General features: G+C 71.4%; 13 protein-coding genes. 10 read left to right on the top strand and 3 right to left on the bottom strand.

Annotated features, from left to right (window positions below):
* Positions 1 to 14 precede the first annotated feature (14 nt).
* Genes AB0H88_RS31610 through AB0H88_RS31600 form a run of 3 tightly spaced genes read right to left on the bottom strand, consistent with a single transcriptional unit; the run spans position 15 to position 4495 of the window.
* The gene (locus AB0H88_RS31610; RefSeq protein WP_357650852.1) at positions 15 to 1901 is read right to left on the bottom strand and encodes a glycosyltransferase family 2 protein; all 1887 of its coding nucleotides are present in this window, start codon (positions 1899 to 1901) and stop codon (positions 15 to 17) included.
* 15 nt (positions 1902 to 1916) lie between these two features.
* Complete coding sequence (locus AB0H88_RS31605; protein WP_357650850.1) at positions 1917 to 3662, bottom strand: hypothetical protein; 1746 nt, start codon at positions 3660 to 3662, stop codon at positions 1917 to 1919.
* Entirely contained in the window at positions 3659 to 4495 is an 837-nt protein-coding gene (locus AB0H88_RS31600; RefSeq protein WP_357650848.1) for a hypothetical protein, read from the bottom strand. The genes AB0H88_RS31605 and AB0H88_RS31600 overlap by 4 nt, the downstream gene beginning before the upstream one ends.
* A 161-nt stretch (positions 4496 to 4656) precedes the next feature.
* Between AB0H88_RS31600 and AB0H88_RS31595 the strand changes: the two genes are divergently transcribed.
* The 10 genes from AB0H88_RS31595 (at position 4657) to AB0H88_RS31550 (ending at position 15433) form a co-directional block, all read left to right on the top strand.
* The gene (locus AB0H88_RS31595; RefSeq protein ID WP_357650846.1) at positions 4657 to 4902 is read left to right on the top strand and encodes an acyl carrier protein; all 246 of its coding nucleotides are present in this window, start codon (positions 4657 to 4659) and stop codon (positions 4900 to 4902) included.
* The gene (locus tag AB0H88_RS31590) at positions 4883 to 5635 is read left to right on the top strand and encodes an SDR family oxidoreductase (RefSeq protein ID WP_357650844.1); all 753 of its coding nucleotides are present in this window, start codon (positions 4883 to 4885) and stop codon (positions 5633 to 5635) included. Before AB0H88_RS31595 ends, AB0H88_RS31590 begins: the two co-directional genes overlap by 20 nt.
* Positions 5636 to 5920: 285 nt before the next feature.
* Positions 5921 to 7180 (top strand): AMP-binding protein, encoded by a 1260-nt coding sequence (locus tag AB0H88_RS31585; RefSeq protein WP_357650842.1) that lies wholly within the window; start codon positions 5921 to 5923, stop codon positions 7178 to 7180.
* Positions 7177 to 8202, top strand: a complete 1026-nt coding sequence (locus AB0H88_RS31580; protein WP_357650840.1) for an acyl-protein synthetase — start codon at positions 7177 to 7179, stop codon at positions 8200 to 8202. Before AB0H88_RS31585 ends, AB0H88_RS31580 begins: the two co-directional genes overlap by 4 nt.
* Positions 8203 to 8258: 56 nt before the next feature.
* A complete protein-coding gene (locus AB0H88_RS31575; protein ID WP_357650838.1) occupies positions 8259 to 9437 on the top strand; it encodes an acyl-CoA reductase in 1179 nt (392 codons plus the stop codon).
* A gap of 102 nt (positions 9438 to 9539) precedes the next feature.
* A complete protein-coding gene (locus AB0H88_RS31570) occupies positions 9540 to 12047 on the top strand; it encodes a hypothetical protein (protein WP_357650836.1) in 2508 nt (835 codons plus the stop codon).
* A gap of 74 nt (positions 12048 to 12121) precedes the next feature.
* Positions 12122 to 13372, top strand: coding sequence for a glycosyltransferase (locus AB0H88_RS31565; RefSeq protein ID WP_357650834.1), 1251 nt, complete (start codon positions 12122 to 12124; stop codon positions 13370 to 13372).
* A gap of 5 nt (positions 13373 to 13377) precedes the next feature.
* On the top strand, positions 13378 to 14073 hold the full coding sequence (locus AB0H88_RS31560; protein ID WP_357650832.1) for a class I SAM-dependent methyltransferase: 696 nt from the start codon (positions 13378 to 13380) through the stop codon (positions 14071 to 14073).
* Positions 14074 to 14082: 9 nt separating this feature from the next.
* The gene (locus AB0H88_RS31555) at positions 14083 to 14745 is read left to right on the top strand and encodes a class I SAM-dependent methyltransferase (protein WP_357650830.1); all 663 of its coding nucleotides are present in this window, start codon (positions 14083 to 14085) and stop codon (positions 14743 to 14745) included.
* Between the two features lie 10 nt (positions 14746 to 14755).
* A complete protein-coding gene (locus AB0H88_RS31550; protein WP_357650828.1) occupies positions 14756 to 15433 on the top strand; it encodes a polysaccharide deacetylase family protein in 678 nt (225 codons plus the stop codon).
* Positions 15434 to 15441: the final 8 nt, after the last annotated feature.

The following is a 15441-nucleotide window of genomic DNA, read 5'->3' as shown; positions in this document are numbered from 1 at the left end:
GACTAACGGCTGCCTCATCGCTCAGCCAGCATGAGGCAGCCGTCGTCGCCCCGGTCCACCAGGAAGCGCCGCTCGGCGACCGTCACGATCGGCCGCGCCCGGGTACGCACCAGCGGCCGGATCTCCCTGCCCTGGTCGATGACGAAGTCCCAGCGCGACTCACGACCGACGACCTCGTCGATGTCCACCAGCGACACCCGGGCCCGGAAGTTCTGCCCGGCCAGCGTGACGGGGAAGTACATCTCCTCGCCGTCGCTCCTGCGCACCAGCCGCAGCACCGGATCGCCGTCGCCCGGGTCGCTGAGCTCGCCGGAGAAGACCAGGTCGTCGCCGTCCACCCGGCACTCGCCGATCAGCGCCTCGGCCCGGCGCAGCCGCAGTCCCCAGGCCCCGCCGCCGCCGCGTACCGGCACCAGCCACACGCCCGCCCTGCGCTTCGGCGCGGGCACCAGCGGCGGCAGCCAGCGCGATCCGACCACCTTCGCCTCCAGCTTCAGCCGGGGGCCGCGCAACCGTACCCGCAGATCCCAGTGCCCCCGCCGGGCGAGCTGCGCGCGGGTCAGAGTCGCCGGGTCGAACGCGAACGCGAAGGAGAAACCGTGCTCGGCCACCGCGCCGCCCTCTTCCTGCTCGACGCTCGCCCAGGTCGGCGAGACGCGCTGGTCGGACAGCGGGACGATGTCATTGGTCCGGCGCTCCTGCAGCCACACCTGCGCACTCGTCCCGCGCAGGTCCGACACGTCGAACCGGCCGATGCTCATCCGGCCCGTGCCATCGAGCTCGCCGTCGCGCCACTCCAGCCCGACCAGCCGCGCCGACAGCTTGAGCTCGGCCGACACCTCCGACAGGTGCCTGGGCATGGCCGGGTGCCGGCCGTACCAGCGCTTGCGCAGCAGGCCCGGAGGGCTGACCCGCGGAATCAGGCGGCCCGCGCGGTCCTGTTCGAAGACGCGCGCCAGCTCGTCCAGGCGACGCCCGTGCAGCAGGTGCACCTGGAGCCGCTGTGCGAACGGGATGCTCTGCCACGCCTCCGGCGCGACGCCGTCGAGATAGCGGACGACCAGGTCGACGAGATCGGGATCGGCCGCGGCGCCCATCATGGCCATCGCCTCCACCGCGACGCTCATGTCGATCTCGAGCGTGTCGCGGTCGAAGTCCGCCTTGAGGGCGGGCGCGCCGGCGGTGAGCAGCGCGGCCGTCTCCAGCACCGACAGCAGGCGGTCACGCAGGTTGGCCGGTTCCAGGCAGCGCTGGGTGATCGAGGTGCCCTCCTCGTCGCGCTGCCGCCAGTGATAGACGATGCCCTTGATCACGTCGACCGACGAGGCGCCCACGTGCGCGGCCATGGCGACCGGCTGGTCCTCGTACATGCGCTCGGGAAAGGCCAGGCCGAGGGCGTTCCAGAAGTCGAGCCGGTAGACCTTGTTCCACAGCATGCGGTCGCGGATGAGCAGCGGGTGGCGGGTGATGTGCGTGCGCTTGCGCGACTCGGCGAACGCCTGCTTGTGCGCCCAGGAGGGGACGAGCAGGTTGCGGTGCAGCCGCATGACGTTGCCGCAGGCCAGATCGGACCCGGTGGCCTCCAGGGAGGCGACCAGCCGCTGGAACGCGCGGGGCGGCACCTTGTCGTCGCCGTCGACGAAGGCCAGGTAGCGGCCCGTGGCCCGGCGGACGCCGATGTTGCGGGCCCGCCCGACCCCCTGGTTGGCCTGCCGGATGAGGCTGATCCGCGGGTCGGCCGCCATCCGGGCCTCGACCACGGCGGCACCGGCGTCGGTGCTGCCGTCGTCCACGCAGATCATCTCAAGATCCTGGAGCTTCTGCGCGGCCAGCGAATCCAGGCAGGGACCGATGTACTTCTCGACGTTGTAGAACGGGACGATCACCGAAAGAACCGGCACGGGAACTCCTCTTCGTCAGCCGGACAGCAGGCGCAGGACCCGGCGGGCGACCCTGCGCGGGCGGGCCAGGCGGCGCGAGAGCCGGTAGCCGAGCGTCCTGCGGTAGGCGGCCGACTTCCGCTGGCTCTTTCTCAGCCGGCCCCTGGCCCGCAGCAGCTCGCGCTCGCGGTAGGTGAGCTTGGTCTCCAGGCGGGACACCCTGGCCAGCGCGGCGGTCAGCTGGTCGGCCAGCCGGTCCCGCGCGCCGAGCAGGTCCCGGTACGTCGGTGCGGCGTCGCTCAGCTCGGCCGGCTGCCCCAGCTCGGCGTCGAGCTTGCGGGCCAGGTCGAGATCCGCCTGGTCGCACGGCCGCCCCGCCATGCCGCAGAGCGTCAGCGTCAGCTGCTCAGTCTGCCGCGGCCACGGCCACGGGTGGTGGTGACCGGCGGCCAGCAGGCGTACCGCGAACCGCCACAACACGCGGCACAGCACCACGCGGTCGGCGGGCCGGTCGGGCGGCGCGGGCCGGGCATGAATGGCGGCGAACCGCTCGCCGTCCCAGACCAGGTTGTCGGCCGCGGCGTCGCCGCCCATCTCGACCCAGTCGCCCAGCACGGTGAGCAGGTCGCGGACGGCCCGTACGTCCTCGCGGGCGCACGCCTCGATCAGGACCTCCTCCACGACCCGGCCCCCGGGGATGGCCCGCTCCACGCCGTCGGGCAGCCGTCGGGTGGCGCCCCAGGTGATCTCGTGTACGGCGTGCCCCTCCTCGAACAGGCCGAGCGGCAGGTCGGCCCGCACCGTGGGCGAGCCCTCGAACCGGCCGAGCGGCTCATCCGCCGGCGCTGTGAGCGTCTCCTCGAACTGGCCGAGCGGCTCGTCCGCCGGCGCTGTGAGCGTCTCCTCGAACTGGCCGAGCGGCACGTCCGCCCGCGCTGTGGGCGCGTCCGATGGTCTGGTCGCCATAGCCACCCATATCGGGGCGAGCTGCTCGCCGAGACCGTGGCTGAACACCAGCCGGGTCAGCCGCAGCGGATCGGCCACCAGCATCCTGTCGCCGCCACGGGCGCTCAACGGCACCGTGAGCGCGTCGGGCAGGTCGCACCCGAGCATTTCGCGGGCGAGCAGCGCGCGTGGCGCCGCGCGGCCCGGATAGGCCGCGTAGCACCTCTCGGGGGTCAGTCCGGCCGCCGCCAGCTCCTCGTCGAGGGCGCCGGGCCCGTCAGGGTAGCCCTGGTCGAAACCGTGCGGCTCCCAGTGCTCGTCGGCGCCGTCCCGGTCGGCGGGCCTGGCCTCGACGAACCGGTCGACGCCCAGGTCGTTGCTCACACTCAGGACGAACCGCCCGCCCGGCGCGACGAGGGCGGCGAGCGCGCCCAGCGACTCGCGCCATGGCGGCGCGACCTCCTCGGCCGAGTGCGTACGCCGCAGCCCGTCGAGCGCCAGCACCAGATCGTACGGCGCGCTCTCGGGCAGCGCCGACAGACGGCCGCAGTACACGGCCAGATCGGGATGGCGCTCGGCGAGGGCGCAGGCGTCGGGGTAGGAGCGCAGCAGCACGGCCACCGACGCGGCCCGCGCCACCACCTCGTCCACCAGGCCGCGCGGGTGCGGCCCGACCAGCAGCACCCTGGCCCTCCCGCCCTCCTCCATCGGGAGCAGGCGTCTGACCAGCTCCAGGGCCACGCCCCGCCAGTCCGTGACGCCGGACGTATGGGATGAGTCTGACCACAGCAGCATCTCGCCGCCGATCAGCCGGACATTCTCGGGTGCCTCGTTCATGCGCATCGCGCCCGCTTCCAGCCGAACATTCGCCGTAGCTCCTCCGGTGTCGCCTGATACTCGAATCCCAGCTCCTGCCGGGCCGCCTCCCTCGCCGCCTCGGGGTCGACGGACACGCCGTGCAGCTCGGGCCACAGCCGCATGCGGCGGGCGGTACCGCCGTACTCGGGCCGCTCGTCCTCCAGCTGCATCGGGTCTCCGTAGACGGCGACCTCACAGCCCACGGAGGCGCCGTAGAACAGCGCGCTGCCGAGCCGATTGGATGCCACCCTGCGATGCCGCCGCAGCTCGGTGAGCTGGCCGGACAGGAAGTCGCGCCCCTTGCCATCCCACCGCGAGCCACGTTCGCCATGGCAGATGACCCGGAAACCCGCCGACCGATAAGCCCGCCGAATGTCCGGATTAGCGAATTCCAACCAGTAAAGACAGATTGTCACCGGCCCCGACTCCACTTCGGATATTTCGGCGGCCAGCCGGGCATGGTCGCCGCTGACCGAATGCTTTTCCCAGCCGTGGAAGGGATACCAGATCGTACCCTTCCTTTCGGGGAGCTCGGCCTTTCTCGGCTCCATGTCAAGAAGGTAGATCCACGGCGCGCCGATGACATAGTGACCACGGCGGCCCATCGACCAGCCGCGCCTTCTGAGCACGTCAGACCAGACGAAACGGGGGTAGCCGGGGCTGCACCAGTGGTCGTTGGGCGGGAATCCGTGGAGATAGTTCCAGCCGTGCTGCAGGAAGCCCTGTATTCGCCGGGGAGTGTCTTCCGCCAATTCACAGTATCGGCCGATTATGCGGGAGTGCCCGTACCAGTGATTGGATTCGTCCATCATTCCCCCTGTAGCGGTTGACGCGCCCCAGGCGACGTTCCCAGCCCGGCACAGCGGGCACTCGCCGTTATACGGTTCTATTACTCGCGACGGGTGGTTGGTTTCTGTTGACGGACGATCACGGCTACACTACGTGGTTGTCCGAAGACAGAAAGTGAGCAGAGATGAGCCAGCTCGACCGCCTGCGCGGCGTCTTCCGCGCCTCGCTGAGCCTGCCGGCCGACCGGGACGTCGACGGGCTCGAATACCGGGCGATCCCGCAGTGGGACTCACTGGCCCACATGGCCCTCGTCGCCGCGATGGAAGACGAGTTCGGCATCATGATCGACACGGACGAGATGATCGACATGAGCTCGTTCGCCAAGGCCGCCGCGCTGCTGGAGAAGCACGGTGCCGACGCCGTCACCTGACCTCCGGGTCGCCCTCGTCACCGGCTCCACGCTGGGCATCGGCCGGGCCGTCGCCGTGCGGCTGGCCCGTACCGGTCACGAGGTCGTCCTCCACGGGCGCGACCACGAGCGGTCCGCCAAGGCGGCGGCCGAGGTGGCCGCCGAGACCGGGGGCCGCACCGACACGGTCCACGGCGACGTGGCCGACCCCGCCGCGGTGTCCGCCATGATGCGGGAGGTCCACCGGCGGCACGGGCGGCTCGACGCCCTGGTGATCAACGCGGGCGGCCACGCGGCGAGCCTGCTCGGCATGATGCACAGCGACGTGGTGAGCCGGCTCTTCCACGTCAACGCGCTGGGCGCCACCCACACCCTGCAGGCCGCGGTCAAGCTGCTGCGCAGGGGCACCGACCCGGCCGTGGTCCTGGTCTCCTCGGTCATGGGCCGCAAGGGGGCGCCGGGCCAGGCCGTCTACTCCGCCACCAAGGCCGCCGTGCTCGGCCTCACCCTGGCCGCCGCCAAGGAGCTGGGGCCCCAGGGCATCCGGGTCAACGCGGTGGCACCCGGCTACATCCAGACCGACATGCTCTCCACGCTCGACGACCGGGCACGCGCCGACACCATCGCCGCGACCCCGCTCGGCCGCCTGGGCACCGCCGGCGACGTGGCCGCCGCGGCCGCCTTCCTGCTCTCCGCCGACGCCTGCTTCATCACCGGCCAGGTCATCGGGGTGGACGGCGGGCTGGTGCTGTAAGCCTCCGACACGATGGACGGGCGGTCTTCCATGAACGCTTCTCTACACTCCGGCGCACCCTACCCCGCCGGCGGTTCCGCACCGCGGGTCGGCGGGGACCTGACTCCTCGGGAGGGCCTTCCGCATCCGGACGCGCGGACACCGGAGCACCTTCCACACCCGGACGCGCGGACACCGGAGCACCTTCCACACCCGGACGCGCGGACACCACCGTGCCTTCCGCAGTGCCTTCCGCAGTGCTTTCCGCATCCGGACGCTCGGATAGTCGTCGCCGGGGAGCCAGGGGTGCTCACCGGCGACGGCCTGGCCGCTCGGATCGCGAGCGCCACGCAGGCGCTGGCAGCGCTGCCGCCCGGCCCGGTGTTCTGCGGCATGCGCAACGACCTGCCGTCCGTGCTGCGCTACCTCGCCGCGCTACAGGCGGGCAGGCCCATCGCGCTGCTGGACCCCGACCTGCCGCCCGGCGCGCTGGCCGAGCTGGCCGCCAGGTTCAAGCCCGCCGCCCTGCTCGGCTTCACGCGTGCCGCCGACGGCCTGCGGCGTGCCCGCGGCGGCACCCCCGAACCCCATCCGGACCTGGCCGTCCTGCTCGCCACCTCGGGTTCGACCGGCAACCCCAAGCTCGTCCGGCTGTCGCGGTCGGCCATCTCGGCCAACGCCCACGCCATCGCCGCCGCCCTGGCCATCGGGTCTGACGAGATCGCGCCGACCAGCCTCCCGCTCTACTACAGCTACGGCCTGTCGGTGCTCAACAGCCACCTCGCCGCGGGCGCCACCGTCGTGCTGACCGACGCGGGCCTGCTCGAACGGTCCTTCTGGACCATGCTCGACGAGCACCGTTGCACCTCGCTGGCCGCGGTCCCCTACCAGTACGAGATGCTGCGCAAGCTCCGCTTCGACCCCGTCGAACACCCCGCGCTCACCACCATGACCCAGGCCGGCGGGCCGCTGCGGCCCGACCTGGTCACCGAGTTCGCCGCCAAGGCCCAGCGCTTCCTCGTCATGTACGGCCAGACGGAGGCGACCGCCCGTATCGCCGTACTCCCCCACGACCGCCTGGCCGCCAAGCCGGGCTCCGTGGGCCTGGCCGTCCCCGGCGGTCGCCTGACGATTGACGACGGCCAGGTTCTCTACCACGGCCCCAACGTGATGATGGGCTACGCCGAAACGGTCGACGACCTGGCCAGAGGCGACGACCTGGGCGGCGTGCTGCGCACCGGCGACCTCGGCCACCTCGACGACGAGGGCTTCCTCTACATCACCGGCCGGATGAAACGCATCGCCAAGGTCTTCGGCGTACGCGTCAACCTCGACGACATCGAACGCCTGCTCCGCGACCGCGGCCCCGTCGCGGCCACCAGCGGCGACGACCGCGTCACGGTCTGGGCCGAGGGCCTCGACGCCGACGGATGCACCACGCTGGCCCGGCGGCTGGGGTCCGAGCTGCGGCTCCACTGGAGCGGGTTCGACGTACGCGGTGTGGACCGGCTGCCGCTGCTCGGCACCGGGAAGATCGACTATCCCGCTCTGGAGGCCCGCACATGAGTGTCTTCACCTTGTCCCAGGACGCGAAGGAGGCCGCGCTGCTGCCCGAGCTGGTCGCGCTGACCGAGCGGCATCGGCGGGCGTGCCTGCCCTACCGCCGGATTCTCGACGCGATCGGGGCGGCGGGGCCCTACGAGCGGGTGGCGGATCTGCCGTGGCTGCCAGTGCGGCTGTTCAAGACGCACGAGTTGCGCAGTGTGCCGGAGAGCGCGGTGTTCAGGGTGCTCACCTCCAGCGGGACGACCGGGCAACGGCCCAGCCGCGTCTATCTCGACCGCGAGGCGGCGGCCGCGCAGCCGCGCATGCTGGCGGCGACGCTCCGCGCGGTGCTGGGCGAGCGGCGGCTGCCCATGCTGATCGTCGACAGCCGGTCGGCGATCCGCGATGCCACGCTGAGCGCTCGCGGGGCGGGCGTGCTCGGCATGATGCACTTCGGCAGGGACCACACCTTCGTGCTCGACGAGGGTGGCGGACTGGATGCCGAGGCGGTCAAGGGTTTTCTCGCCCGGCACGGTGGTGCGCCCTACCTGATCTTCGGATTCACGTTCATGGTGTGGTCGCACCTGCGTGAGCTCGACCTTTCGCAAGGGCTGCTGATCCACTCCGGGGGCTGGAAACGGCTGGCGGAGCAGGCCGTTGACAACGCCACATTCCGCCGGCGGCTGGGCGAGGAGTGCGGGCTGCGGCGGATCCACGACTTCTACGGGATGGTCGAGCAGATCGGCACCGTGTTCCTGGAGGGGCCGGACGGAGGCGGGCTCTACTGCCCCGATTTCGCCGATGTCGTGATCCGCGATCCGGAGACGTGGCAGGAGGCGCCGCCCGGCGTGCCGGGGTTGATCGAGGTGGTCAGCACGCTGCCCACGTCCTATCCGGGGCATGTGCTGCTGACGGAGGACCTCGGCGTGGTGCACGGGGTGGACGACGGGGTGTGGCCGGGCAAGCGGTTCTCGGTGCTCGGGCGGCTGCCCAGGGCGGAGGCGCGCGGCTGCAGCGACACCTCGGCGCGGTCGGCGGCGTGATGAGCAAGGTCGCGTCCGAGCCGTGGGTCGGGGTCAGGTTTCCGGATTGCCGGGATATGTCGGTTGAGACGCTGATCGGCCAGGTATCCGGGGGCGAGCCGCTCGCGGTGGGTGATGAGCGCATTCGTGAGTTCCTCACCAGGTTCGGGAGGCGCCTGCTGAGTCCGGAGCTGGCGCGACGCCATCCCGAGCTGGCCTCACTGGGCTTCTTCCTGCGGCCCAGCGAGCTCACGCGGATTCTCGACGGCCCCCCGGGCGATCACCTGCGGGCTCCGCGCGGCCTGGTGTTCCACGTCCCGCCCGCGAACGTCGACACCGTCTTCGTCTACTCCTGGGCGCTGTCGGCGCTGATGGGCAACCGCAACGTGGTACGCCTGTCGCCGCGCGCGGGCGCCGTGGCCGAGACGATCACGCGGACGCTGCGGGAGTCGCTGGCCGACGCCGATCCGGTGGTGGCCGCCACGCAGCACATCGTCACGTACGACCGTTCCGACGCCATCACGGCGGCCCTGTCAGCGGCGTGCGACCTGCGGGTCATCTGGGGTGGCGACGCCGCGGTCGGCGAGATCCGCCGCCATCCGCTCGCCCCGCACGCGCGTGATCTCACCTTTCCCGACCGTACGTCGTTCGCGGTGCTCCGGGCGGCGGCCTGGCTGTCGGCGTCGGCCGCCACGCGGGGGGCGGTCGCCGAGGGGTTCGCCAACGACGCCTACTGGTTCGACCAGGCGGCCTGCTCGTCCCCGCGCACCGTCTACTGGGTCGGCTCGGCCGCCGACTGCGACGCGGCGCGCGAGGAGTTCACCGCCTGGCTCGCGCGGGCCGTGGCCAAGCGGGGGTGGTCCGTGGACGCCGCGATGGCGGTCGAGAAGCGGGTCGCCACGTACGGGCTGGCCGCCGACGGCGACGCCCATGCCATCGACTTCCACGGCAACGCGCTGGCCAGCGTCACCCTGGCCGGTCCTGAGGCGGCGCCGCGACGGTGGCTGGGCGCCGGGACGTTCGCGCACGCCCGGCTCGGCGGCCTCGGCGAGCTGGCGCGGCTGGTGGAGCGCCGGGATCAGACCATGACGCACTTCGGGTTCGTCCCGGCCGAGCTGGAGTTGCTGGCGGGGGCGCTGGGCGGGCGGGGGGTCGATCGGATGGTGCCGGTCGGGAGCGCGCTGAGCTTTCACCGGGTTTGGGATGGAGTGGACCTGACCGCCGAGTTCACCCGTCTGGTAACCGTGATCTCGTGACGATCAGGGCGGACAAGGGCGTGCCGATGCGCATGACGATCACGGCAGACCAGCGCGTGGTGACCGCATGACGATCACGGCAGACCAGCGCGTGGTGACCGCATGACGATCACGGCGGCAAAGCGGGTGGTGGCCTCGCCGGTGGCCGGGCGGCGGGGGTGGTCCGGCTGGGTGCCGGTGGGGCTGGTCGGCTTGGTGGCCGTGGCGGCGCTCGTCTGGCGGGGGGTTTCCGTCCGGGACCTCGCGGCTTTCGGGGGCTATATCGGTGTCGGCGTGCTGGTTCCCGGGACGCTGCTGTGGCGGGCGCTGGCACGGGGTGGCGGGTCGCTCGCCGAGGAGCTGGCGGCGGGGCTGGCGCTGGGCTATGCGATCGAGGTGCTGGTCTACATCCCGGCGCGCGCGGCCGGGCTGCCACTGCTGGTGCTCGTCTGGCCCGTTACGGTGATCGCCGCCTTCATCGCCGTCCCCGGGCTTCGACGGCACTGGCGGTCAGGGTCGGGACCGGCGGCGAGGGCGGAGACAGGAGCGGAGACAGGAGCGGGAACCGGAGCGGGAACCGGAGCGGAGGCGGGAGCGGGAACCGGAGCGGGGACGGCGGGTCGCGAGCGGGTGCCGCTGTGGTGCGCGTGGGCCCTGGCGGGGGTCGTCTGCTATCTCGTCGTCTGGAGCACCCTGTCGTTCTACGGAGGTCACGGCCTGACCTGGCCCGGCAACGCGACTCCCTACGTCGACATGCCCTACCACCTCGCCCTGCTCGGCGAGCTCAAGCACCACATGCCCCCGACCGTCCCGACGGTCCTGGGCGAGCCGCTGTCCTACCACTGGTACGTCTACGCCGAGATGGCCGCCACCAGCTGGGTCACCGGGATCGAAGCGCAGACCCTCCTCTACCGGCTGTCGATGCTGCCGATGATGGCGGCCATGGTCGTGCTGGTGGCGGTGCTCGCCAGGCGGGTGACCGGGCGGTGGTGGGCGGGCGTGGCGGCGGTCTTCGTCACGTACTTCGCCGTCAGCCCAGAGCTGTACCGGGGAGCGAGCAATCTGTTCACGTCGCGGTCGATGTTCACGGTGTGGACCAGTCCGACGCAGACGTTCGGGGCGTTGCTCTGCGTCCCAGTGATGCTGGTGCTCGTCGGGTATCTGCGCCGGGAGCGGACCGGAGCGGGCGGGTGGGTGCTGGTCGGGGTGCTGTCGGCGGCGCTGACCGGGGCGAAGGCGACGTTCCTCCCGCTGTTGCTGGGTGGGCTGGTGCTCGTCCTGGTCGTCAGACGGTGGACACGGCCCGCACTCGTAGGCGTCGAGAACACACCGACCGAGCCATGGTCACGGCCCGCACTCCTGGGCGTCAGGAACACACCGACCGGGCCGTGGTCGCGGCCCGCGCTCCTGGGCATCGGGATCACGCTGGCCGGTCTGGCGTTCGCGCAGTTCGTGATCTTCGGGGGTCAGCGGCAGGGGCTGATGCTCGCGCCGTTCGCGAGCATGCGGCCGGTCTGGGGACTGGTGACGGACCTCGGACCCAAGCAGGTCGCCAGGGCCTCCGTGTGGCCGATGGCCGGGCTGACGGGGATTCACCTCATCTGCCTGGCGTGCGTGTGGGCGGGGCTGCTGGGCGTGCTGGCCAGGCGGGCGGTCCTGCGGGATCCGGGCATGCTGCTGTTGCTCGGGATCGGGGCGGGGGGCATCGGCGCCGTCGTGCTGCTGGGGCATCCGTCGGCCAGCCAGTACTACTTCCTGGAGGGCGCTCGGCCGTACCTATCGATCGCGTCGGTGGCCGGGATGGCGGCTCTCGGCCGGGAGCGTGGATTCGCTGCCGCCAAGTGGTGGGCGGGGCTGGGGGCCGGGCTGGCCGTGGGGGTCCGGGTGCTGCTCGGACCGGACGTGCCGGTCCACGGACTCTTCCCGCTCGCTCTGCCGTACCTCGTGCTCGTGGCAGTGGTTGTCGCAGCCGTCGCACTGTGGCGCGGGCCCGTGGCGCTCGCGGTCGTCGGGCCGTGGCGCCGGGCCGTGGTGTTCGCGCCGCAGCGCGGACGGCGCGGGCCCACGGTGCTCGCGCCGCGGCACGAACGGCGTGGGCCCGTAATACTGGCGGTGGTCGCGCTGCTCACCGGCTACGCGGTGCCGGCCACCTTGACCCAAGGGGTCGGGCCGTCGAGCCACCCCGGGACGCCGCCGCCCGTGCGCATGGTGCCGCAGGGTGCGCTGGAGGCCGGGCGGTGGCTGCGGGACCACTCCTCGCCCGACGACGTGGTGGCGACCAACGCGCACTGCCGGCCCGTCGGCTGGAAGGTGTGCGACAGCCGCCATTTCTGGGTGTCCGCCTACAGCGAGCGCCGGGTGCTGGTGGAGGGGTGGGCGTACGCCCAGAGCACGATGTCGCGGAGCGAGCCGTTCGGCACCTCCTACCTGGCTCTGCCCTTCGCGGACCAGGCTCGGCTGGCGGCGAACGACGCGATGTTCCGGCAGCCGTCGGCGGAGAATGTCGCGCGGCTCGTACGCGAATATGGCGTCAAATGGGCGTTCACGGAGAATGACGCAGCCCTTGATGGTTTCGCGACACTGCGTTTCCGCAGCGGCCAGTGCTCCGTCTACGAGCTCAACGCCGGGTAAAAATCTGCCCTGCTCCAAGAATGGTGCGGAGAAACAGCCCGCGCATCAATGGACGGCCCCAGCAGCATTCCCGTATGCACACGCGTTCCGCCATGGACAGGAGCCCGGCCGTTCTCGGCGAACCGGTCACCCTGGCGACCGTGGACATCGTCATTCCGGTGCTCAACGAGCAAAAGGCACTGCCCGGTTGCATCAGGACGCTCAACGCGTTCCTCGGCGATTCCTTCCCGCTGCCGTGGCGCATCACGATCGTCGACAACGGGAGCATCGACGGCACCTGGCGGGTCGCCAGGGGGCTGACGCGCGAGTTCCCGCAGGTGCACGCCCGCAAGCTGGAGACCAGAGGCCGTGGTGCGGCGTTGAAGGCCGCCTGGCGCGACAGCCCGGCCGACATCGTCGCGTACATGGACGTCGATCTGTCGACCGGGCTCGGCGCGCTGTTCCCGATGGTGGCCGCGCTCGCCAGCGGCCATTCCGAGGTCGCGATCGGCACCCGGCTCGCGCGCGGCGCCCGCACCCGCAGGTCGCTGCGGCGGGAGCTGGTCTCGCGCGGTTACAACGCCCTGCTCCGGTACGGTTTCGGCGTCGGCTTCAGCGACGCCCAATGCGGCTTCAAGGCCGCCAGAACCGACGTGATCAGGCCGCTCATGGACCGCGTCGAGGACGACGGCTGGTTCTTCGACACCGAGTTGCTCCTGCTGGCCGAGCACAACGGCCTGCGCGTCCACGAGGTGCCGGTGGACTGGGTCGAGGACCTCGACTCGCGCGTCCGCGTCATCAGGACAGCGGTCGAGGACCTCAGAGGGCTGGCCAGGGTGGCGCGGTCGATGTCCGCCGGCAGGGCGGCGCTGAAGGCGGACGAGGCCGGGTCGAAGGTGACGAACGAGGCTGAGCCCATGCCTACGCACCCGGACGCGGTCGTCGCCCGGCCGCGCGCGGTGACACTGACCAGGTTGGCGTCGTTCGCCCTGATCGGCGGGTTCTCGACACTCCTCTACGCGCTGCTCTATCTCTCGTTGCGTGAGCACTGGCCCCCCGCGGCGGCCAACCTCGCCGCGCTGCTGCTCACCGGCTTCGCCGGCGCCGAGGCCCGCCGCTGGACGGTCAACGTGCTCGGCGGTCACCGTACGGCCCCACGCGTCCGTACCGCGCCGGCCTTCCTGGCCGACTACGCCGTCACCACCATGGCGGTGCTCGGCCTGCCGTCACCGGGCGGTCGCCTGTTCGAGGCGACCACCGCCGTCGGCACGTACGGCCTGCTCACCCTGCTGCGCTTCGCCGCACTGGACCGGTGGGTCTTCCCGAGGCGGGTTCCCACGAAATGACAGACATGCGAGCACAAGAGATCCGCCGCCTGGCCGCGCTCGAAGACGGCCACTGGTGGTACCGGGAGCGCCGGGCCGTCCTCCGTGCCGAGGTACGTCGCCTGCGGCCCGGCCGGGCGCTCGACGTCGGCGCGGCCGGTGGTGGCAACACCCTGGTCCTCGTCGAGGAGGGCTGGGAGGCGACCGCGACCGACTGCTCCGAGCTCGCGGTGGAGGTGGCCAGGGGCCGCGGGCTCCGGTCCGTACAGGCGGACGCGCGTGACCTGCCGGTCGAGTCCGGGAGCGTGGACCTCGTGACCGCTCTTGACGTGCTGGAGCACATCGAGGAGGACTACCTGGCCACCGAGCAGATCGCCAGGGTGCTGCGGCCGGGCGGGCGGGCGCTGATCGCGGTCCCCTGCGACATGTCGCTGTGGTCGGCCCATGACTACGCCGTCGGCCACGTGCGCCGCTACTGCCGCGATTCGCTGACCGCCGTGGTCGAGAAGGCGGGCCTGCGCGTCGAGCGGCTGTGGAGCTGGAACGTGCTCCTGCGCCCGCTGATCGCGCGGCGCCGGCACTCGTCCACGGGCAGTGACCTGGTGCCGGTGCCTCCGCTGGTCAACGCCGGCCTGTCCGCGGTCGTCAGGCTGGAGAGGTGCCTGCCGGTCGGTTCGCTCAAGGGCGTGACGCTGTTCCTGCGTGCCCGCCGCGAGGATTAGGAGATCAGCGTGTCGCTCGATCGGAGCCTGCTGCTCGAGGACGCCCGGCGGCTGTACGCGGACGCGCCCCGGGCCCTGCGGCTCAAGCAGCGACTGCGGGTGCTGGTCTGCCCGTTCGAGGAGACGATCGGGTACGTGCCGGAGGGCGCGAGCGTGCTCGACATCGGGTGCGGCTCCGGGCTGATGCTCGGCCTCATGGCGGCGCGCGGGAAACGCGTCGAGGGGCACGGCTTCGACCCGTGCCCGGTCGCGATCGGGCTGGCCGGGCGGATGGCCGTCCGCCTCCGCGACAGCGGCTCGACGCTGCGCTTCGAGCACCGCGACGCCCGCTCGCCGTGGCCGGCCCGTTCCAACGACGTGGTCCACATGCAGGACGTCATCCACCACGTGCCGATCGCGGCGCAGCGGGCGGTGTTCGACCGGGCCTGCGCCGCGGTACGGCCCGGTGGCCTGCTCGTCTACAAGGACATGAGCGCGAGGCCCCTGTGGCGCAACGCCGCCGGCCGGATCCACGATCTGATCGTCGCCCGCGAGTGGATCCACCCGGTGCCGATCACCACGATCGAGGACTGGGCGGCGGAGAACCGGCTCGCCCTGGAGGTGTCCCGTACCGCGCACCGCATCGCATATGGGAACGATCTAAGAGTCTTCCAGCGGCGACTTTGGCCATAAGCTAGCGCATGTGGTGATTCACGGCATACTTGCGGCGTCTTTAGCGATGACGTCACTCCCCGCGACGAGCGCTCACGCGCAGATCGATTGCAGCCGGGTCAAATGTCTGGCCCTGACCTTCGACGACGGCCCGAGCGTCCATACGCCGAAGCTGCTCGACCTGCTCAAAAAGGAACGCGTCAAAGCCACCTTCTTCCTGGTAGGCGCGCAGGTGGAGAAATATCCGAGCATCGTCAGACGGGAAGCCGCCGAAGGCCATGCCATCGGCAACCACACCTATTCGCATCCGTCGTTGCCCACGCTGCTCGACAACGAGATCCTCACCGAGATCCAGAACGCCCAGGAACTCATCAAGGAGCAGACGGGGACGCTGCCGAAGATGTTCCGCCCGCCGTACGGGGCCACCGACGACCGGGTGCTGGGCCTGGCGGGGTCGCAGAACCTCGCGCAGGTGCTGTGGACCGGTACGACACTCGACTGGAAGCTGCGTAACGTAGCGAAAATCAAGGCGGCCGTGTTCCGGTTGGCCAAGCGCGACGGCGTGATACTCATGCATGACGTGGTGCCGCAGACCGTACAAGCCATGCCGGCGATCATCAAGGAGCTCAAGAAGCGCGGCTACCACCTCGTCACCGTGCCGACGCTGGAGCGCCGCAAGGGGATGGAAGCCGGGGTGAGTTACCCCTGAACCGCCTG

This window comes from Nonomuraea sp. NPDC050680, from assembly GCF_040654555.1.
Lineage (GTDB): Bacteria > Actinomycetota > Actinomycetes > Streptosporangiales > Streptosporangiaceae > Nonomuraea.
This window is presented reverse-complemented; position numbering and strand designations above follow the sequence as displayed.